This window comes from Nonomuraea sp. NPDC003560 (assembly GCF_042878785.1).
Lineage (GTDB): Bacteria > Actinomycetota > Actinomycetes > Streptosporangiales > Streptosporangiaceae > Nonomuraea.
Genome location: NZ_JBIAOF010000019.1, coordinates 59,058 through 76,651, shown reverse-complemented (window position 1 = coordinate 76,651; position 17,594 = coordinate 59,058). Strand labels below are relative to the sequence as shown.

Below are 17,594 nucleotides of genomic sequence, written 5' to 3'. Positions count from 1 at the left end.
TCATGATCCTCGTCGTATTCGCCCTGCGTACCGGCTCTCCAGGGCCTTGTTGTGCTCGTCGCCGCCGGTCACGTTGACCGACAGGTAGACGGGGGGCCGCTCGCCCAGGGCGACGAGCTCCTCCACCGCCTCGGTGACCACCATCTGCGCGAGCAGCGCCGAGGTGATCGTGGAGACCGCGCCGTACGTGCCGCCGTCCGGCAGGTCGAGGACGGCGTCCCCGTACGGGGAGCCGTTGTCGAGCACGACGTCGGCCAGGTCCATGAGCTTGCCGCCCGAGGGATGGCGCGAGGTCATGCGCGTGCTGTGCGCGACCGAGGTGATCGCGACGAGCGGGTGGCCGCGCTCCTTGACCAGCGTGGCCAGCTCCACGACCGTGCCGTTCACGCCGGAGCTGGAGACCAGGACGAACACGTCCTGCGGCGCGACGGGGGCCAGGTCGTAGATCTCGTGGGCGACGGCCGGGTCGCGTTCCAGCTCCGGGGTGAGCACGCTCGGCGGCCGGCCGCCGTACAGGACGAGGTCGCGCGGGGAGAGGCGGTTGCTGGGCACCAGGCCGCCGGCCCGTCCGGCGATCTCCATGGCGATGGCCTCGGAGTGCCCCGACCCGAACGCGTTGACCACCCCGCCGGCGCGCAGCGCGGCGACGATCAGGGCGGCGGCCCGGCGCACCGGCTCCGCCTGGCTCTCGGCGACCTGTCCGGCGAGGGCGAGGGCCTTGGACGCGTACCGCATGTCAGCCTCTCTCCACGCGGTGGCTCTCCACCGCGCTGATCGTCAGCTCGAACGCCTCGTTGGTGCGCTCGTACGTGCGCTGCGCGACCGCCACGTAGACGGCGTCGAGCACGAAGATCTGCGAGTGCACGGCCGCCAGCCCGCCCAGCCGGAACGTGGTCTCCCTGCTGGCCGTCGTCAGCACCAGGCCGGCCAGCTCGGCCAGCGGCGAGCGGGCGAAGGAGGTGACGGCGACCGTGGTCGCGCCGTGGCTGCCCGCCTCGGCCAGCGCCTCCATGACCTCGCGGGTACGGCCCCGGTGGCTGATGCCGATGGCGACGTCGCCCGCGCCGAGCAGCGCCGCCTCCGACAGCGCCACGTGCGCGTCGCCGGCGCTCCAGCACGGGATGCCGATGCGGCGCAGCCTGCCTTCGAGCATGGTGGCGACGTTCCCGCTGGTGGAGACGCCGATCAGGAGCACCCTGCGGGCCCTGACGACGGCGTCGGCGACCTGGGCGACCATCGCGAGGTCGAGCTGGGCGGCGGTGTCCTGGATGAGCCTGGCGTCGGCGGCGGCCATGACCTCGATGGCCGAGTCGAGCGGGTCGTCGGGGCCGATCTCGTGCCCGACCCCCGCGCCCCAGCCGGCCTGCGCGGCCCTGCCGGTCTCCGTGGCGAGGGCGACCCGCAGCTCGGCGTAGCCGGAGAAGCCGAACGCCCGGCAGAACCTCGTCACGGTGGCGGGCGAGCTGCCCGCCCGTTCGGCCAGCGCGATGATGGTCGACCGCGCGGCCTCGGCGGGGTCGCCGAGTATCACCTCGCCGACCCGGCGCAACGCCTCCGGCAGACCGGGCAGTTCTGTTTCGACGCGCCCGAGGGCTCCTGAAGTCACGAATATTCCTTCCGAATACTCGGTCTTCTGGCGAAAATTATTCTTGCTTCCCGGTCACGTCAACCCCCAGAATTCGACCGTGACCAAATCGCTGGTGGTCGGTGTCGACGCGGGAGCCACCTCGACGCGCGTCTCCGTCCACACCCTCGACGGCACCCGGGTCGGCTACGCCCGGGCGGGCGCCGGCAACCCCTCGGCACACGGTCTGGACAAGGCGGTGGCGGCCATCGGCACCGCGCTCGGGCAGGCGCTGGGGTCGCACGACGGCGGCCGGGTCGTGGCCTCGCTGGCCGGGGTCGCCGGCCAGGTCGACACGCTGGTCCCCGAGCTGGCCCGGGTGTGGGCCGGCCACGGCATCGAGGCGGGCCCGCTGATCGAGCGCGACGTGGCGGTGGCCTACGCCGCCGGCACCGCCGAGCCCGACGGCTCGCTGCTGCTGTCGGGCACGGGCGCGGTCGCGGCCAGGGTCGCCGGCCACCGCATCGACACGATCGCCGACGGGCTCGGCTGGCTGCTGGGCGACGAGGGCTCGGGCTTCTGGATCGGCCGCGCCGCCGCCAAGGCCGTGGTCTCCGCCCTCGACCGGGGCGCGACGGGCGAGCCCGGCAGCCTGGTCGCGCTCGTCGTCGAGCAGGTCCTGGGCGAGGAGCGTCCGGGGTCGCCGCGGGCGGTCGCCGACCGGTTCGTGCGGCTCGCGCAGGCCGACCACATGCGCCTGGCCGCGCTGTCCGCCCTGGTCAGCCGGGCGGCCGAGGCCGGTGACGCGATGGCGCTCAAGGTCGCCGAGGAGGCCGCCGACCGTCTGGTGGCCACCCTGCGCAGAGTGCACGTCTCGGGCGACGTCGTGCTCGCGGGCAGCGTGCTGACCAGCGAGGGGCCGGTGCGCCGGGCCGTGCTGGCGCGGCTGTCCGGCGAGCGGGTGCGCACGGCGCGCGACGCGGCGGGCGCGGCGGCCTGGCTGGCGGCCCGCGGCGTGCTGCCCGGCGACGACGGCCGGAGCTCGCACGCCGCGTTCACGCTCACTCCCTGACGTTCACTCCCTGACGTTCACCGGGTGAGGAGGGCAGCGCTGCCGTAGCTGCCGCCGAACCCGGTCACCAGGGCGGTCTCGTGCCCGGCGCGCAGTTCCCGCACCGCCTGGGCCACGTTGTTGAGCCCGTGCACGTACCCCTCCGACAGCAGGCCGCCGTGCGGGTTCACCCACGCGTGCCGCCGCTCCAGCAGGTACGCCCCCAGGTCCTCCCGCGCCACCAGCCCGAAGTCCTCCAGTTGCCGGGGCACCAGCCAGGAGTAGGCGTCGTAGAGCAGCGCCGCCCGGACGTCAGCGGGCCGCATCCCGGAGGCCGCCCACAACAGCGGCGCGACGTGCGCGGAGAAGACGGCGGTCACGTCCGGCGAGCGGTCCATGGAGGAGCAGCCGGGCCCGCCGCCGCGGACGACCGCCCGGATGCGCGGGCCGTCCAGGACGCCGCTCACCAGCAGCGCGCACGCGCCGTCGGTCTCCAGGCAGCAGTCGGCGGTGCGCAGCGGCGTGCAGACATACGGTTTGGCCAGGTAGGCGGCCAGGTCGAGGGGCTCGCGGCGCAGGGCGCGGGGGTTGGCGGCGGCGTTGCGCCTGGACTGGGCGACCACGGCGTGCAGGTGCTCGGCGGTGAGCCCGGTGTCGTGCAGGTAGCGGGTCGCGGCCATGGCGAACAGCGGGATCGGCCCCGCCAGGCCGTAGGTGTGGCGTTCCAGGGGGCCGGTGGAGGCGGTGTTCATCCGCGTGCCGGACCGCCCGTTGAGCGCCCGGAAGACCAGGACGTTCCTGGCCACGCCGGCGTGGATCAGCATGGCCGCGTCCCCCAGCACCGACGCCGCCTGCGTCCCGCCGCCGGCGATGTCGTTGTGCCAGCGCAGCCGCTCGATCCCCAGCGCGCGGGCCACCTGGACGACCGGCGCTGAGTCGTTCATGTGGTAGCTGAGCAGCCCGTCGACCTCGCCGGGGACGATCCCGGCGTCCGCGCAGGCGGCCCGGCACGCCTCGGCGGCCAGCTCCAGCTCGGTGCGCCCGGACTGCCTGGTCAGCGCGGTCATCCCGATCCCGGCCACGGCCGCGCACCCGGCGAAGGACTGCATCCCGCACGATAACACGTCAAGACAAGCGCTTGCTCGGCACGCGGACGGCCGAGGCGCCAGAGGCGCCGTACGCGGAGTTTCCGGGCGGCCACAACGGCGGCGTCCTGCGTCCGAAGGCCGTCGCCGCCAGGTTGGGCGAGGTTCTGAGCAGCGGGAAGGCACAAGCCGTGACTGGATGTCTTCACGCGGGCTGCCCCGTCTTGTAATACGGAGATGTGATCAGCCGATAGCCCATCATCATCACCCCGAGGTGAGAGATGGATCTGCGCTACGTCAGATACGCGATGGCGATCGCGCGCGCCGGCAGCCTCCGCCGCGCCGCGACCGCGCTGCACATCGCGCAGCCCACGCTGTCGGAGCAGCTCAGGGCGCTGGAGAAGGAGATAGGCGTCGAGCTGTTCAGCCGTTCGTCCAGCGGCGTGCGGCTCACCGAGGCGGGCGAGGCGTTCCTGGCCCAGGCCACGGTGGCGCTCGACGCCTACGAACGGGCCGTGGCCGCCGCGCGCGGCACGGGCCGCACCGCCCGGCTGGGCGTGGCCGACGGGCTGGCCGACGTGGCCGCCCGGCTGCTCGCGCAGCTCCAGAACGTGCCGATGCGGATCGCGCCGATGAGCACGGCCGAGCAGTTGGTCTCCATCGCCGACGGCACGTTGCAGGCCGGCCTCGGCTACGCCCCCGGCTCGCTGCCGAGGGGCGTGGCCCGGATGCTCGTCCACCGCTTCCCGGTCCGCGCGCTGCTCCCCCGCGACCACCCCCTGGCCGGGCAGGAGGCGCTGTCGCTGGCGGACCTGGCCGGCGAGCCGCTGATCATGCCCGAGTCGGACGCGGTCGCCGGGGCCCGGCGGTTCCTGGAGGGGTTCGTCCGGCATCGGCTGCATCCCCGGCTGGGCCCGGCCGCCGCCACCCATGACCTGGTGATCGACATGGTGGGCGCGGGGGCCGGCTACAGCCTGTGCGTCCACGAGGGCAGCGCGGTGCCCGACGCGCTCACCTTCGTGCCCATCAAGGAGGAGGTGCCGCCGCTGGAGGCGGTCTTCCTGTGGAACCGGCAGGCCGACGTCCACGAGGTGGTGAGCGCGGCCCGCCACGTCGCCCGCTCTGGATAGCGCTATTATCTATCGATGCGCATCTCAGAACTGAGCGCCCGATCCGGTGTCGCCATCCCCACGATCAAGTACTACCTGCGTGAGGGCATGCTGCACCAGGGCGAGCAGACCGCCGCGACCCGCGCGGAGTACGACGACTCCCACCTGCGCAGGCTGCGCCTGATCCGGGCCCTGCTGGAGGTGGGCAGGCTCCCCGTGGCCGCCATCAAGCAGGTCATCGCCGCCGTCGACGACGAGACGCTGCCCATCCACCACATGCTGGGGATCGCGCACTACGCGCTCGGCCCGGTCGTCGAGCCCGAGCAGGACGAGGAGTGGCGAACCGCCAGGGCCGAGGTCAACCGGCTGATCGACGAGCTCGGCTGGAACGTCGTCGAGGACGCCCCCACCCGCGACGAGCTGGCGCAGACGTTGGTCCGCATGCGCCAGCTCGGCCTGCGCGTCGACCTGGCGCCGTACGTCGAGGCCGCCAGGAAGCTGGTGACCGAGGTCGAGATGGACACCATCCCCTTCGACGGGCCGCGCGACGCCGCCGTGGAGGCCCTGGTGCTGGGCACCGTCCTGTACGGCAAGGCGTTCGACACGCTGCGCCGCATGGCCCAGGAGTCGGAGTCGGCCCGCCGGGTGGGGCAGCGCCAGCGGTAGGGGCCGGCGGGAGCCGGTCAGGACCGGTCAGAGCACGCCGTTGCGCCGCAGGATCTCGACGGCCCGCACGGTGGCCGCGCCCCGCCATTCGAGCGCGCCGGCGGGCGAGATCCGCGCGTAGTCCACGACCCAGCCGCCGTCCTCCTGCTGCGTCCCGGCCAGCCGGTCGAGGTCGGCGGCGATCACCTCCGGCGCGAACAGCTCGCGCGCCGGCCGTCCGGGGTAGGGGGCGAAGTCGAGGGGGTGCAGCCGCTCCTCCGCGGTGCCGCCCTCCACGGGCACCCGCCCGTCCTCCGGGATGTGCGCGGCCAGCCGCTTGAGCAGTCCGGCCGCCTCGGGCCGCGTCCCGTGGACGGCGTCCAGGAAGCGCACGGCGAAGGAGAGCACGTAGGCGTGCGGCCGTTCGTCCAGCGCCTGGATCGCGTCGAGGCAGTAGCGGGTGGCCCGCTCCAGCCACGGGTGCGCGGCCACGGCCGGGTCGTGGGCGGCCACGCCGTGGGCCGCCGCCGCGGACACGGCCGTGATCTGCAACGACGAGGTGCTCGTGTCCGCGCCCGCCCACCAGGGCGCGGTGCCCTCGGTCAGGGTGAGCGGCAGCGCGAACGGCAGCCCGCCGTCGGGCATCGTCACCGACTCCAGCCAGTCGCACAGCGCGACGGCCTGCGGCGCGGTGTCGGGGCCGATCTCCTCGAACACCTCGAAGGCGTGCAGCGCCGCGCCCGGCTGGCTCTCCGGCGAGCGCAGGTCGGGCTCCAGGCCCCAGCCGTAGCCGCCGTCGGGGTTGCGGTAGGCGTCGAGGGCGCCGAGCACGGAGGCCGGGCCGGTCTCCTCCATGAGCAAGTGGAAGCGGCGCCGGTCCAGGACCCGCGCGTGCGTGGCCAGGAACCCGGCGACCGCCGAGAGATTGACGTTCATACGGCCATCGTGCCCGCCGCGCGAGCTCGGGTCTTGTCCGAACCGGACGTGTCAGCCGGTGTCGTCCACCGGCCGTTTCAGCAGCCACGACGCGGCCCGCTGGAGCAGGGTCCGGTGGATCTCGTTGTCGTAGGACCTGGTGTCGTGCCCCAGCGCGTCGTAGACCACCCGGCCGCGGCGCACCGGTCGCGCCCACACCAGCGGCTGGCCGTGCGCGGAGGCCAGGGGACGCACGTCCGGCAGCACGTCGAGGTCGCTGTAGACCTCGTCGACCAGGTCGAAGTCGCGCAGGCCCGCCACGATGGGGTGGGCGGCGCCGTGCACCCGCACGCCGGTCCAGCCCAGGGGCGGGTGGTGGGACTTGGGCCAGTTCCAGCTGCCGCCGAGCACCCGCGGCCAGCCCTGCCAGTCGTCGAAGCAGACCGCGGCCGTGTGCATGCACAGCAGGCCGCCGCCCCGGTCGAGGTGGTCGAGGAGCGTGGTGCGGGCCTGGGCGGGCAGCGCGAAGCGCCATTCGCCGCGCAGGTCGGCGAAGCGGTCCTGGCCCATCTGCCAGCGCAGCGCGTTGACCGTGATGAGCTGCACCTCCGGCGGCTCGCTCAGCGCGCCCGCGATGTCCTCGGTGATCTCGGACTCGACGCCCACCTCGCCCAGCACGTCGGCGAGCGCGGCCGACGTGGCGGCGAAGTCGTGGAAGAGCCCTCCTGACAGGATCAGATTTCTCGCCACGCCCCCAGCCCATCACGCCCGGCCCGCCTTGGCCACCCACAGAGCCGCCCCACCGAGCCGCCCCACAGTGCCGCCACCGGCCCCCACCGAGCCGCCCGGCCGGGCGACAGGGCATGATGCCGGACGTGGACTTCGAGGAATACCGCCCCATGTTGCTGGGCCTGGCCTACCGCCTGCTCGGCAGCATGTGGGACGCCGAGGACGTCGTGCAGGAGGCCTGGCTGCGGTGGGAGGGCGCCGACCGGAGCCAGATCAGGGAGCCCCGCGCGTTCCTGCTGACCGTGGTCTCGCGGCTGGCCCTCGACCAGCTGCGCTCGGCCCGGGTGCGGCGGGAGGCGTACACCGGGCCGTGGCTGCCCGAGCCGGTCGCGACGGGCGAGGCCGGGCCGCTGGACACGGCCGAGCTGCGTGACACCGTCTCCTTCGCGACCCTGCACCTGATGGAGAAGCTGTCGCCGCCGGAGCGGGCGGTGTTCGTGCTGCGGGAGGCGTTCGAGCTGCCGTACGACGAGATCGCCGAGATCGTCGGCTCGTCGGTGGCCAACGCCCGGCAGATGCACCACCGCGCCTCGGTCCGGGTGTCGCAGGGCCGCGACCGGTTCACGCCGACGAACGAGGACCACGCCAGGCTGCTGACGAAGTTCATGGAGGCGGCCGGCGGCGGCGACCTCGACGCGCTGACCGAGCTGCTGCACGAGGACGTCGTCATGTGGAACGACGGCGGCGGCAAGGTCCGGGCCGCCCTGCGCCCGATCCTGGGCCGGCGCAAGGTCAGCGGCTTCATCGGCGGCCTGCTGGCCCGCTACGACTTCAGCCAGGCGCGCCTCGTCGAGGCCAACGGCCGCCCCGCCCTGTGGACGCACGTGGCAGGAAGCGACCAGCTCATCGCCCTCGACGTGCGCGACGGCCGTATCCAGGGGCTTTACGGCGTGCTCAACCCGGACAAGCTGACCCGGGTGCGGCCGGACTGATCGGCCCGTCACTATAGTCGGCTTATGGATCTCGGCATCTCGGGCAAGGTCGCCCTGGTCACCGGCGGCAGCGCGGGCATCGGCCTGGCCGCCGCCAAGAGCCTCGCGCGCGAGGGCTGCGACGTGTGCGTCAGCTCGCGCAACCCCGAACGGCTCGCGGACGCGGTGGTGGAGCTGCAGCAGTTCGGCCACGTGGTGCACGCCGTGCTGGCCGACGTGGAGGACCCGGCGGCGGCTCAGCGGGTGGCCGACGAGACGCGCGACGTGCTCGGCCCGGTCGACATCCTGGTGGCCAACGCGGGCGGCCCGCCCACCGGCCGCTCCGACGAGGTCGGGCTCAAGGACTGGGACGTCGCGGTGCAGCGCAACCTGCTCGGCACCGTCCGGCTGATCCAGGCGGTGCTGCCGGAGATGCGGTCGCGGGGGTGGGGCCGGATCGTCACCGTCACCAGCTCGTCCGTCCGCGAGGCGATCGACGGGCTGGCGCTGTCCAACGCCATGCGGCCGGCCGTCGCCGGGCTCGTGCGCACGCTGGCCCGCGAGGTGGGCGGCGACGGCGTGCTGGTCAACAACGTGCTGCCGGGGGCGATCGACACCGAACGGCTGCGCGGCATGTCGGGCGGCGACGACGTGATCGAGGAGCGCGGCCGGGCCGTGCCGGTCGGGCGGGTCGGTCAGGCCGAGGAGGTGGGGGACGTGATCGCGTTCCTGGCCAGCGAGCGGGCCTCGTACGTGAACGGCGTCTCGATGCTGGTCGACGGCGGCGCCAGCCGGGTCATCGCCTGAGCAACGCGGCGACGACGCCGGCCGCCCACTCCTCGTCCTTGTCGGCCGGGTCGACGAAGTAGGACAGGTTGGCCCGGTGGAAGCAGGCGCCCATCAGCAGGGCGGCCGCCGCGGCGGGGTCGAGGCCGGGGTCGGCGCGGCCCGCGGCCCGCTCGGCGTCGAGGATCTCGGCCAGCGCCCTGATCGGCAGGTGGGGGCCGGTGTTGGTGGTGGCCAGCATGTGCTTGAACCGGGCCAGCAGCGAGGGGTCGGCCAGCATGCCGGAGGCGATGGTGGCGGCCTCGGTGTAGAACTCCAGCGCCGCCAGGGTGAAGCGGGTGAGGTTGTCGGCCAGGTCGCCCTCGCCCGTGCTCAGCCGCAGCCGGGCCAGCGCGGGGGCGAGCGCGGGCAGCCGTTCGAGCAGGACCGCGAGGAAGATCTGCTCCTTGCCGGCGAAGTGCTTGTAGAGCAGCGCCTCGGAGCAGCCGGCCGCCTGGGCGATGCGCCGCGTGGTCGCGCCCGAGATGCCGAACTCCCGAATGGCCTGCTCGGCGGCGTCGAGGATGCGCTCACGGGTGCTCATCCGCCCATGATATGAGCGAGTGCTCACCAACCCACGCGTGCATGACATCCTTCCCTTAGGGACCATTGGGGAGAAGGTAGGGGAATGGACAAGCCGGTCATCGTGACGGTCGACGACGACCCGGGGGTGTCGCGGGCGGTGGCTCGTGACCTCAGGCGCCGGTACGGCCATGAGTACAGGATTGTCCGCGCCGAGGCGGCCCACGACGGCATCGAGGCGGTCAAGGAGATGCGGCTGCGCGGCGACGAGGTGGCGGCGATCCTGGCCGACTACCGGATGCCGCAGATGAACGGCGTGCAGTTCCTGGAAGCCGCCATGGACATGTACCCGTACGCGCGCCGGGTGTTGCTGACCGCCTATGCCGACACCGACGCCGCGATCCAGGCGATCAACGTGGTCGACCTCGACCATTACCTGCTCAAGCCGTGGGACCCGCCGGAGGAGAAGTTCTACCCGGTGATCGACGGCCAGCTCGACGCCTGGATGCGGACCGACCGGACGGCGCGTCCCGAGCTGCGCGTGGTGGGCGACCGCTGGTCGGCGCGCTCGTACCAGGTGCGGGACTTCCTGGCCCGCAACCACGTGCCCTACCAGTGGATGCTGGCCGAGGACCCCGAGGGCGCGCAGCTCGTCAAGGCGGCGGGCGAGGGTTGTCACCTGCCGCTGGTGGTCACCGAGGACGGCACCACGCTGGAGTCCCCCGACCAGGCCACGCTGGCCACCGCGGTCGGGCTGTCCACCACGCCGGCCACCGACTTCTACGACCTGATCGTGGTCGGCGGCGGGCCCGCGGGCCTCGGCGCGGCGGTCTACGGCGCCTCGGAGGGCCTGAACACGGTGCTGGTCGAGGCGCACGCCTCGGGCGGCCAGGCGGGCCAGAGCTCCAGGATCGAGAACTACCTGGGCTTCCCCGACGGCGTGTCCGGGCAGCAGCTCGCCGACCGGGCGCGTCGGCAGGCGCTGAAGTTCGGGGCCGAGCTGCTGAGCGCGCGCAAGGTCACCCATCTGGAGCCGCGCGGGCAGGCCCGGGTGATCGGGTTCAAGGACGGCGGGGAGATCGCCGCCCACGCGGTCATCCTGGCCACCGGCGTCACCTATCGGCGGCTGGAGGCGCCCGGCCTGGACGAGTTCGTCGGCCGGGGCGTCTTCTACGGCGCCGCGCTGACCGAGGCGCCGGCGTGCAAGGACAACGAGGTCTACATCGTCGGCGCGGCCAACTCGGCCGGGCAGGCGGCCGTCTACCTGGCGGGATTCGCGCGCAAGGTCCATTTGTTGGTGAGGAGTGATGGTTTGGAGAAGTCCATGTCCCACTACCTCATCGAGCAGATCAACGCGATCGACAACATCGAGGTCAGCCTCCTGACCGAGGTCGTCGCCGGCGCCGGTGACGACCACCTCGAACGGCTCACGCTGTCGACCAAGGGCGAGGAGCGCACGGTCGACGCCCAGTACCTGTTCGTGTTCATCGGGGCCGAGCCGTACACGTCTTGGCTGGGCGAGACGATCGAGCGGGACGCCAAGGGGTTCGTGCTGACCGGGCCCGACCTGGTGCAGGGCGGCAGGCGGCCGCGCAACTGGGCGCTGCGCCGCGAGCCCTACTACCTGGAGACCAACGTGCCGGGCGTGTTCGCCGCAGGGGACGTGCGGGCCGAGTCGATCAAGAGGGTGGCCTCCGCCGTCGGTGAGGGCGCGATGGCCGTCGCGCTGGTGCATCGTTATCTGGAGAAGCAATGACCGACACCGTCGACATCGACGAACTGCGCAAGCTCTTCCTGTTCGAGCGGCTGACCGACGAGCAGCTCGGCAAGCTGGCCGCCAGCGGCCGGGTGCGCTCATTCGCCCAGGACGAGGACATCGTCCGGCAGGGCGAGCCGGCCGAGTGCTTCGCCGTGCTGCTGGAGGGCGAGGTGCAGATGATCAACGAGACGGTCAGCGCCGGCACCGTCGCCATGCCGCGCGCCTCCCAGCCCGGCGTGTACGGCGGCGCGACCTCGGCGTACCTGGGCGACCGGGCTCCGGAGACCTACCAGCACACGCTGCGCGCGACCGCGCCCTCGCGGATCTTCCTGCTGCCCGCCAAGAAGTTCGCCTACATCGTGGCCGAGTGGTTCCCGATGGCGATGCACCTGCTCGACGGCATGATGTCGGGCGGGCGCATGCAGCGGGAGATCATCGACCGGCGGCAGCGGCTGACCGCGCTCGGCACGATCACGGCCGGGCTCACGCACGAGCTGAACAACCCGGCGGCGGCGGCCGTGCGCGCGGTGAGCGAGCTGCGTTCGCTGATCAAGGCGTCCCGCATCCAGCTCGCCCAGCTCGCCGAGGCCGGCATCCCGCCGGAGAAGCTGCGCACGCTGATCGAGGCCCAGGAGGCGTGCACGAGCAACCTGGGCAACCAGCCGCAGCGCTCCCCGCTGGAGATCTCCGACGCCGAGGACGAGCTGGGTGAGGCGCTGGAGGACGTCGGCGTCGAGGACGCGTGGGAGCTGGCTCCCGCGCTGGTCAACGCCGGTTTCACCGCCGAGTACCTGCAGAAGATCCGCGGCAAGGTGGGCGAGGAGCACACCCCGGCCGCCCTCCACTGGCTGGCCGAGGCCGTCGAGATCTCCCAGATGCTGAACGAGGTCACCGAGGCCACCGAGCGCATCACCTCGCTGATCCGCTCGGCCAAGCAGTACTCGCAGATGGACCGGGCGCCGTTCCAGATGATCGACGTGCACGACCTGCTCGACAGCACGATCGCCATCTTCCGCGGCAAGACCCCGCCGGGCGTCAGCGTGGTCACCGACTACGACCGCACGCTGCCGCTCATCCCCTGCTACGCGGGCGAGCTCAACCAGGTGTGGACGAACCTGATCCACAACGCGCTCGACGCCATGGGCGAGGAGGGCACGCTGACCGTCCGCACGGCCCACGACGAGGACGAGGCGATCGTCGAGATCGGCGACACCGGCCCCGGCGTGCCCGATGCGATCAAGGACCGGATCTTCGAGCCGTTCTTCACCACCAAGAGCGTGGGCGAGGGCACCGGGCTCGGCCTGGACATCTCCTACCGCATCGTGGCCGGGCGGCACGGCGGCGAGATCAAGGTGCGTTCGGTGCCGGGCGAGACCTGGTTCGAGGTGCGCCTGCCGCTGCGCGAGCCCGCCGCCGTCCAGTGAGCCGGACCGTCTGAGGCGGGCCTTCCGGCGCGGGTCACCAGACGTTGTCCCGCGCCGTGTCGAGGGCGGTCAGCACGGCGCCCTCCAGCACCGCGTTGCCCCCGACCCGGGTGGCCCTGACCTCGGTGGGTGCGGGCGACAGCTCGCCCAGCCGGGCGGCGACCTGCCCGGCCAGCTCGTCGCCGCCCTCCTGGCCGGTGGCCCCGCCGAGCACCACCAGGCCGGGGTCGAGCAGGGTGACGAAGGCGAAGGCGCCCTTGGCCACCCGGCGCGCCAGCTCCTCGGGCCGGGTCGTGTTCTGGAGCAGGATGCACAACGGCGTGCCCTCCACGTCGAGGAAGCCGACCTCCCCCGCGCCCCCTGACGCGCCGCGCCGCACCCGCCCGCCGAGCACGACCGCGGCGCCGATGCCGTCGTCCAGCCAGAGCAGCACGAAGTCGTCGCTGCCCTGGGCGGCGCCGGTGCGCAGCTCGGCGACCGCGGCGAGGTTCACCTCGTTCTCCAGGACGACGGGCACGCCCAGCCGCTCGCGCACGGCGCCCACCAGGCCGGGCCGCCACCCGGGCACGTCGTTGGCCACCGCCAGCTCGCCGTCCATGGGTTTGACCAGGCCGGGGGCGCCGATGACCACGTTGTCGAGCGCGCGGCCCCCGGCGGCCTCGGCGACCGTGGCAGCGACGAGGGCGACCAGGTCGCCGGAGATCTCGCGGACGGCCGAGCCGACCACGTGGCCGGTGAGGTCGGCGACCGTGACCTTGATCGCCGTGCGGCGCAGGTCGACCCCGGCGACGTGGGCCCGGCCGGCGACCAGCGCGTAGAGGCGGGCGTTGGGGCCGCGACGGTCCTCGCCGCGCTCGCCGGCCTCCTCGATGAGGCCGCCGCCCTTGAGCCGTTCGATCAGGTCGGAGACGGTGGGCCGGGACAGGCCGGTCAGCTCACGAAGCTGCGGAGCGGTCAGCGGACCGTGCTCCAGCAGCAGGTCGAGGGCGAGCCGGTCGTTGATCGCACGGGCCATGGACGGGGTCGCGGTCTTCACGCCGCCCATAATAGTCAGGAAGCCTCCCTGATAGCTCTTTTCATCAGGAAGGTTACCTGATAGTTTTTCTGGCCATGAGCCCTCATCGCGCCATCGCGGCCGTCTTCGCCGCACACGGAGCCGTCGCAGGCAGTTTCGCCACCCGCATCCCGTGGCTCCAGGAGCACGTCCACCTGAGCGCGGCGATGCTCGGGTTCGCGCTGCTCTGCCCCTCGATCGGGGCCTTCGCGGCGATGCCGCTGGCCAGTCGCCTGGCCCACCGGTTCGGCAGCCGCGCCACCACGCGCGCGCTGCTCGCGCTGTGGTGCGGCGGCCTGGCCCTGCCCGCCTTCGCCCCCGCCCCCGTCTGGCTGTTCGTCATCTTCCTGCTGTACGGCGCGTCGGCGGGCATGTGCGACGTCGTCATGAACGCCCACGGCGTCACGCTCGAACGGCATCTGAAGAAGCCGGTCATCTCCGGCCTGCACGGCATGTGGGCCGTCGGCAGCCTGGCCGCGGGCGGCCTCGGCACCCTGGCCGCGCACGCCGGCATCGACGCCCGCCTGCACCTGGGGGTCGTCGCCGCCGTCCTGGTGGTCGCGGGCGGGATCGCCGGGCGCGGGCTGCTGCCCGACGGGCCGCGGGCCGCCGCCGGGCCCGCGCCGCGCCGCTTCGCCCTGCCCTCGCGGGCCATCGCGGCCATCGGCGTGGTCGGCTTCTGCGGGACGTTCGCCGAGGGCGCCAGCTCCAACTGGGCCGCGGTCTACCTCACCAACGTCGCCGACGCCGGGCCCGGCGTGGCCGCCGCGGGTTACACGATCTTCATGCTCTGCATGGCCGGCGCCCGGCTGCTGGGCGACCGCGTGGTGCGCCTGACCGGCCCGGTGCGGGCGGTCCGGACGGGCGGGATCGTCGCGGTCGCAGGCGGCGTGCTGGTGGTCCTGGCCCGCACGCCCGCGCTGGGCATCGTCGGGTTCGCGCTGGTCGGGCTGGGGGTCGCGGTCATCGTGCCGCTGGTGTTCGCGGCGGCGGGGAACGCGGGGCCCACGCCGGGCGAGGGGGTCGCCGGAGTCGCGACGATCACGTACCTGTCGGGGCTGACCGCGCCGGCGGTGACGGGATGGGTGGCCGACGGCGTGTCGTACCCGGCGGCGTTCGCGCTGATCACGGGGATCCTGGTGGCGCTCACGCTGCTCGCGCCGGTGCTGCGGCCACGCGAGGCGGCCCGGGAGGTGGTCCTGGAGCGGCAGCCGGCGTGATACGCTCCCAAGCGAGCGCTTGGTTTACATACGGAGAGGCCGCCGCATGAAGTTCTCGACCTTCCACCTCTTCCACCGCTTCGACGGCCAGAGCTTCAAGGACGTCTACGACTACCATCTGGAGCTCATCGAGCTGGCCGAGGAGCTGGGCTTCGACGGGGTGCGGCTGGCCGAGCACCACTTCCGCGACTACGGCGTGGCCCCCAACCTGTTCACCATGCTGGCCCACGCCGCCGCCCGCACCTCCCGGCTCCGGCTCGGCACCGGCATCGTGGTGCTGCCGCTGCACAACCCCGTCCACGTGGCCGAGGAGGCCGCACAGGTGGACGTGCTCTCCGGCGGGCGGCTCGACCTGGGGATCGGGCGGGGGTACCAGAGCTTCGAGTTCGAGGGCTTCGGGATCGACCTGGCCGAGGCGCGCGACCGGTTCAACGAGGCGCTGGAGGTGATCCTCGGGCTGTGGACGCGGGAGTCGTACCGGCACGAGGGGAAGTTCTACCGGACCGGCGCCGAGGTCTCGCTCGTACCGCGTCCGCTGCAGTCGCCGCACCCGCCGCTGCACGTGGCCGCGGTCTCCCCCGAGACCGTCACCATGTACGCCGAGCGCGGCCTGCCCGTCCTGGCCGACCCCGCGGCGACGTTCCGCAAGGTCGTCAAGGCGGCCGAGACCTGGCGGGAGACGGCCGCGCGGGCCGGCCACCCGGCGGGCGCCGACCTGGTGGTGGCCCGCAGCGTCTATGTCGCCCCCACGCTGGAGCAGGCCCGCGAGGACCAGGCCAGGTTCGAGGCGTCCTTCGACCGCTCGCGCATCTTCAACGAGCGCAGCGCGCCCATCGACCCGAGGACCGGCAAGGCCGCCGAGGGCTTCGAGTACTACCAGGACCGCTACCTCAAGGGCGGCTCGGTCTCGCCGGACTTCCGCTGGGAGCAGCTTGAGGTCATCGGCGACCCCGCCCGGGTGATCGAGCAGATCTCGCTGCTCAGGGACGCCGGCTTCAGCAACCTCCTGTGCGACTTCGGCAGCACCAGGCCCATGCCGCTGGAGGACATGAAGCGGGTCATGCGCTTCTTCGCCGCCGAGGTCATGCCGGCCTTCGCCCCCGCAGGAGGATGACGATGATCCACAGCCTCACCCTGTCCGACGTCCTGGCCGACCACGCCCGCAGCCGCCCCCGGGTCACCGCCGTGGTGGACGGGGACGTGCGGCTCACCTACCCCGAGCTGGACGCCCGCGTGACGCGGCTGGCCGATGCCCTGGCCGGGCGCGGCGTGGCCGCCGGCGACCGGGTGATGTGGCTCGGCCAGAACTCGCACGCCGTGCTGGAGCTGCTGCTGGCCTGCTCCCGCCTGGGCGCGGTGCTCTGCCCGGCCAACTGGCGGCAGTCCGGGGACGAGCTGCGGTTCGTCCTGGCCGACCTGGCGCCGCGGGTCGTCGTCTGGGAGCACTCCGACACCGCCGCCGAGCTGGCGGACGAGGCGACGTGGATGCGCGCGGGCGAGGCGTACGAGGAGCTGGTCGCCGGGGGCTCGCCGCGCGAGTTCCCGCAGGTGGACGACGCCGAGCCGGTGCTCGCCCTGTACACCGCCGCCTTCGGGGGCCGGCCGGCCGCCGCCCTGCTCAGCAGCGCCGCCCTGGTGGCCCACAGCGCCACGCTGCTCGTCGTACGGCAGATGGAGCCGGGGTTCACCTTCCTCAACGACGGGCCGCTGTTCCACGTCGGGACGATGATGTTCTGCCTGGCCACCCTCCAGATCGGCGGCACGAACGTGTTCACGCCCGCCTTCGACGCCGAGGAGGTCTGCCGGCTGGTCGACGCCGAGCGGGTGACGCAGGCGTTCCTGTTCGGGCCGATGATCGACGCGGTCGCGGCGGCGAACGCGGGCGGCAAGTGCGACCTGTCCTCGCTGCGCTTCGTCGCCCACTCCGCCGAGTGGGACGACATGATCACCGTGGACGACTCGCCCTGGTGCCGCTCGAAGATGGGCGGGTACGGGCAGACGGAGGTGGGCGGCATGCTCACCTTCCTCGGGCTGGCCGAGGGCGGCGCGGGGTTCGCGGGACGGCCGTCGCCGCTGGTCCAGGTGCGCATCCTGGATCCGGAGGGCGTGGAGGTGCCGGCGGGCGAGGTGGGCGAGATCTGCGCGAGGGGCAAGACCCTCTTTTCCGGATATTTCGCCCGGCCCGACTTAAATGCAGAGAAGTCGCGGTACGGCTGGCATCACACCGGCGACCTCGGCCGCCGCGAACCCGACGGCACCATCACCTTCATCGGCCCCCGGCTCCGCATGATCAAGTCGGGCGCCGAGAACATCTACCCGGCCGAGGTCGAGCGCGCGCTCAGGACCCACCCGGCCGTCGCCGACGCCGCCGTGATCGGCGTGCCCGACCCGCGCTGGCACCAGGCGGTCAAGGCCGTGGTCGTGCTGAAGCCGGACGCCGGCGCCTCGCAGGAGGACCTGGTCGCGCACGTCAGGGGTGAGCTGGCGGCGTACAAGAGGCCGCGGGAGGTGGTGTTCGCCGACGCCATCCCCAAGCAGGGTTTCACCCCCGACTACGACGCCCTCGACGCCGCGTACGGCGGCGGCAACTACCCGGGCGCCTGACCCCGAGCCCTGCCGCCCACAGCTCGGGGACGGTGAGCCTCCGGGCCGGTGTCCCGCGCGTCCACTCGTCGGAGACTGGCCGAATTTGCTATCCAACTCGCAATTGAGAGTCTACTC

At 73.1% G+C, this 17,594-nt stretch carries 17 protein-coding genes; 10 read left to right on the top strand and 7 right to left on the bottom strand.

What is annotated here, in order from left to right; genetic code table 11:
• Together ACFYUV_RS47655 and ACFYUV_RS47650 are read right to left on the bottom strand one after the other, a co-directional pair.
• The gene (locus tag ACFYUV_RS47655; protein ID WP_352363078.1) at positions 1 to 735 is read right to left on the bottom strand and encodes an SIS domain-containing protein; all 735 of its coding nucleotides are present in this window, start codon (positions 733 to 735) and stop codon (positions 1 to 3) included.
• A gap of 1 nt (position 736) precedes the next feature.
• Positions 737 to 1,606: a MurR/RpiR family transcriptional regulator gene (locus ACFYUV_RS47650; protein WP_387681922.1), complete on the bottom strand. Its 870-nt coding sequence runs from the start codon at positions 1,604 to 1,606 to the stop codon at positions 737 to 739.
• Between the two features lie 79 nt (positions 1,607 to 1,685).
• On the opposite strand from ACFYUV_RS47650, the gene ACFYUV_RS47645 reads away from it, so the two are divergent.
• Positions 1,686 to 2,636 carry an N-acetylglucosamine kinase gene (locus ACFYUV_RS47645; protein ID WP_387681919.1) on the top strand — a complete coding sequence of 317 codons (951 nt, stop codon included), beginning with the start codon at positions 1,686 to 1,688 and terminating at the stop codon, positions 2,634 to 2,636.
• Between the two features lie 17 nt (positions 2,637 to 2,653).
• On the opposite strand, the gene ACFYUV_RS47640 is transcribed toward ACFYUV_RS47645, so the two are convergent.
• On the bottom strand, positions 2,654 to 3,724 hold the full coding sequence (locus ACFYUV_RS47640) for an acetyl-CoA acetyltransferase (protein ID WP_387681916.1): 1,071 nt from the start codon (positions 3,722 to 3,724) through the stop codon (positions 2,654 to 2,656).
• A 257-nt stretch (positions 3,725 to 3,981) separates the two neighbouring features.
• Here ACFYUV_RS47640 and ACFYUV_RS47635 point away from each other — a divergent pair, with 257 nt between their 5' ends.
• Positions 3,982 to 4,830: a LysR family transcriptional regulator gene (locus ACFYUV_RS47635; protein WP_387681913.1), complete on the top strand. Its 849-nt coding sequence runs from the start codon at positions 3,982 to 3,984 to the stop codon at positions 4,828 to 4,830.
• 15 nt (positions 4,831 to 4,845) lie between these two features.
• On the top strand, positions 4,846 to 5,475 hold the full coding sequence (locus tag ACFYUV_RS47630; protein WP_387681910.1) for a MerR family transcriptional regulator: 630 nt from the start codon (positions 4,846 to 4,848) through the stop codon (positions 5,473 to 5,475).
• A gap of 27 nt (positions 5,476 to 5,502) precedes the next feature.
• Here the strand turns inward: ACFYUV_RS47630 and ACFYUV_RS47625 are convergent, their stop codons facing one another.
• Together ACFYUV_RS47625 and ACFYUV_RS47620 are read right to left on the bottom strand one after the other, a co-directional pair.
• A complete protein-coding gene (locus ACFYUV_RS47625; protein WP_387681907.1) occupies positions 5,503 to 6,390 on the bottom strand; it encodes a hypothetical protein in 888 nt (295 codons plus the stop codon).
• Positions 6,391 to 6,441: 51 nt separating this feature from the next.
• Positions 6,442 to 7,119 (bottom strand): ThuA domain-containing protein, encoded by a 678-nt coding sequence (locus tag ACFYUV_RS47620; protein ID WP_387681904.1) that lies wholly within the window; start codon positions 7,117 to 7,119, stop codon positions 6,442 to 6,444.
• A gap of 116 nt (positions 7,120 to 7,235) precedes the next feature.
• On the opposite strand from ACFYUV_RS47620, the gene ACFYUV_RS47615 reads away from it, so the two are divergent.
• Both ACFYUV_RS47615 and ACFYUV_RS47610 read left to right on the top strand, forming a co-directional pair.
• A complete protein-coding gene (locus ACFYUV_RS47615) occupies positions 7,236 to 8,090 on the top strand; it encodes an RNA polymerase sigma-70 factor (RefSeq protein WP_387682124.1) in 855 nt (284 codons plus the stop codon).
• A gap of 24 nt (positions 8,091 to 8,114) precedes the next feature.
• Positions 8,115 to 8,876: an SDR family oxidoreductase gene (locus ACFYUV_RS47610; RefSeq protein ID WP_387681901.1), complete on the top strand. Its 762-nt coding sequence runs from the start codon at positions 8,115 to 8,117 to the stop codon at positions 8,874 to 8,876.
• Here ACFYUV_RS47610 and ACFYUV_RS47605 read toward each other — a convergent pair.
• A complete protein-coding gene (locus ACFYUV_RS47605) occupies positions 8,866 to 9,438 on the bottom strand; it encodes a TetR/AcrR family transcriptional regulator (RefSeq protein ID WP_387681898.1) in 573 nt (190 codons plus the stop codon). The genes ACFYUV_RS47610 and ACFYUV_RS47605 overlap by 11 nt on opposite strands.
• Before the next feature lie 84 nt (positions 9,439 to 9,522).
• On the opposite strand from ACFYUV_RS47605, the gene ACFYUV_RS47600 reads away from it, so the two are divergent.
• Together ACFYUV_RS47600 and ACFYUV_RS47595 are read left to right on the top strand one after the other, a co-directional pair.
• The gene (locus ACFYUV_RS47600) at positions 9,523 to 11,172 is read left to right on the top strand and encodes an FAD-dependent oxidoreductase (RefSeq protein ID WP_352319969.1); all 1,650 of its coding nucleotides are present in this window, start codon (positions 9,523 to 9,525) and stop codon (positions 11,170 to 11,172) included.
• A complete protein-coding gene (locus ACFYUV_RS47595; protein ID WP_387681895.1) occupies positions 11,169 to 12,599 on the top strand; it encodes an ATP-binding protein in 1,431 nt (476 codons plus the stop codon). The genes ACFYUV_RS47600 and ACFYUV_RS47595 overlap by 4 nt, the downstream gene beginning before the upstream one ends.
• Positions 12,600 to 12,633: 34 nt before the next feature.
• On the opposite strand, the gene ACFYUV_RS47590 is transcribed toward ACFYUV_RS47595, so the two are convergent.
• The gene (locus ACFYUV_RS47590) at positions 12,634 to 13,635 is read right to left on the bottom strand and encodes an ROK family protein (RefSeq protein WP_387681892.1); all 1,002 of its coding nucleotides are present in this window, start codon (positions 13,633 to 13,635) and stop codon (positions 12,634 to 12,636) included.
• Positions 13,636 to 13,709: 74 nt separating this feature from the next.
• Here ACFYUV_RS47590 and ACFYUV_RS47585 point away from each other — a divergent pair, with 74 nt between their 5' ends.
• The 3 genes from ACFYUV_RS47585 to ACFYUV_RS47575 are packed head-to-tail and all read left to right on the top strand — an operon-like array spanning position 13,710 to position 17,477.
• Complete coding sequence (locus ACFYUV_RS47585; protein WP_387681890.1) at positions 13,710 to 14,873, top strand: MFS transporter; 1,164 nt, start codon at positions 13,710 to 13,712, stop codon at positions 14,871 to 14,873.
• Positions 14,874 to 14,919: 46 nt separating this feature from the next.
• Positions 14,920 to 15,987, top strand: coding sequence for an LLM class flavin-dependent oxidoreductase (locus tag ACFYUV_RS47580; RefSeq protein WP_387681887.1), 1,068 nt, complete (start codon positions 14,920 to 14,922; stop codon positions 15,985 to 15,987).
• Between the two features lie 2 nt (positions 15,988 to 15,989).
• A complete protein-coding gene (locus ACFYUV_RS47575) occupies positions 15,990 to 17,477 on the top strand; it encodes an AMP-binding protein (protein WP_387681884.1) in 1,488 nt (495 codons plus the stop codon).
• The last annotated feature ends 117 nt before the right edge of the window (positions 17,478 to 17,594 follow it).

Excerpts from the sequence above, each read along its gene's own strand:
- ACFYUV_RS47595 (WP_387681895.1), top strand. The coding sequence starts at position 11,169 with ATGACCGACACCGTCGACATCGACGAACTGCGCAAGCTCTTCCTGTTC.
- ACFYUV_RS47585 (WP_387681890.1), top strand. The coding sequence starts at position 13,710 with ATGAGCCCTCATCGCGCCATCGCGGCCGTCTTCGCCGCACACGGAGCC.
- ACFYUV_RS47630 (WP_387681910.1), top strand. The coding sequence starts at position 4,846 with ATGCGCATCTCAGAACTGAGCGCCCGATCCGGTGTCGCCATCCCCACG.
- ACFYUV_RS47640 (WP_387681916.1), bottom strand. The coding sequence starts at position 3,724 with ATGCAGTCCTTCGCCGGGTGCGCGGCCGTGGCCGGGATCGGGATGACC.
- ACFYUV_RS47610 (WP_387681901.1), top strand. The coding sequence starts at position 8,115 with ATGGATCTCGGCATCTCGGGCAAGGTCGCCCTGGTCACCGGCGGCAGC.
- ACFYUV_RS47635 (WP_387681913.1), top strand. The coding sequence starts at position 3,982 with ATGGATCTGCGCTACGTCAGATACGCGATGGCGATCGCGCGCGCCGGC.
- ACFYUV_RS47625 (WP_387681907.1), bottom strand. The coding sequence starts at position 6,390 with ATGAACGTCAATCTCTCGGCGGTCGCCGGGTTCCTGGCCACGCACGCG.
- ACFYUV_RS47600 (WP_352319969.1), top strand. The coding sequence starts at position 9,523 with ATGGACAAGCCGGTCATCGTGACGGTCGACGACGACCCGGGGGTGTCG.
- ACFYUV_RS47580 (WP_387681887.1), top strand. The coding sequence starts at position 14,920 with ATGAAGTTCTCGACCTTCCACCTCTTCCACCGCTTCGACGGCCAGAGC.
- ACFYUV_RS47615 (WP_387682124.1), top strand. The coding sequence starts at position 7,236 with ATGCCGGACGTGGACTTCGAGGAATACCGCCCCATGTTGCTGGGCCTG.
- ACFYUV_RS47655 (WP_352363078.1), bottom strand. The coding sequence starts at position 735 with ATGCGGTACGCGTCCAAGGCCCTCGCCCTCGCCGGACAGGTCGCCGAG.
- ACFYUV_RS47575 (WP_387681884.1), top strand. The coding sequence starts at position 15,990 with ATGATCCACAGCCTCACCCTGTCCGACGTCCTGGCCGACCACGCCCGC.
- ACFYUV_RS47605 (WP_387681898.1), bottom strand. The coding sequence starts at position 9,438 with ATGAGCACCCGTGAGCGCATCCTCGACGCCGCCGAGCAGGCCATTCGG.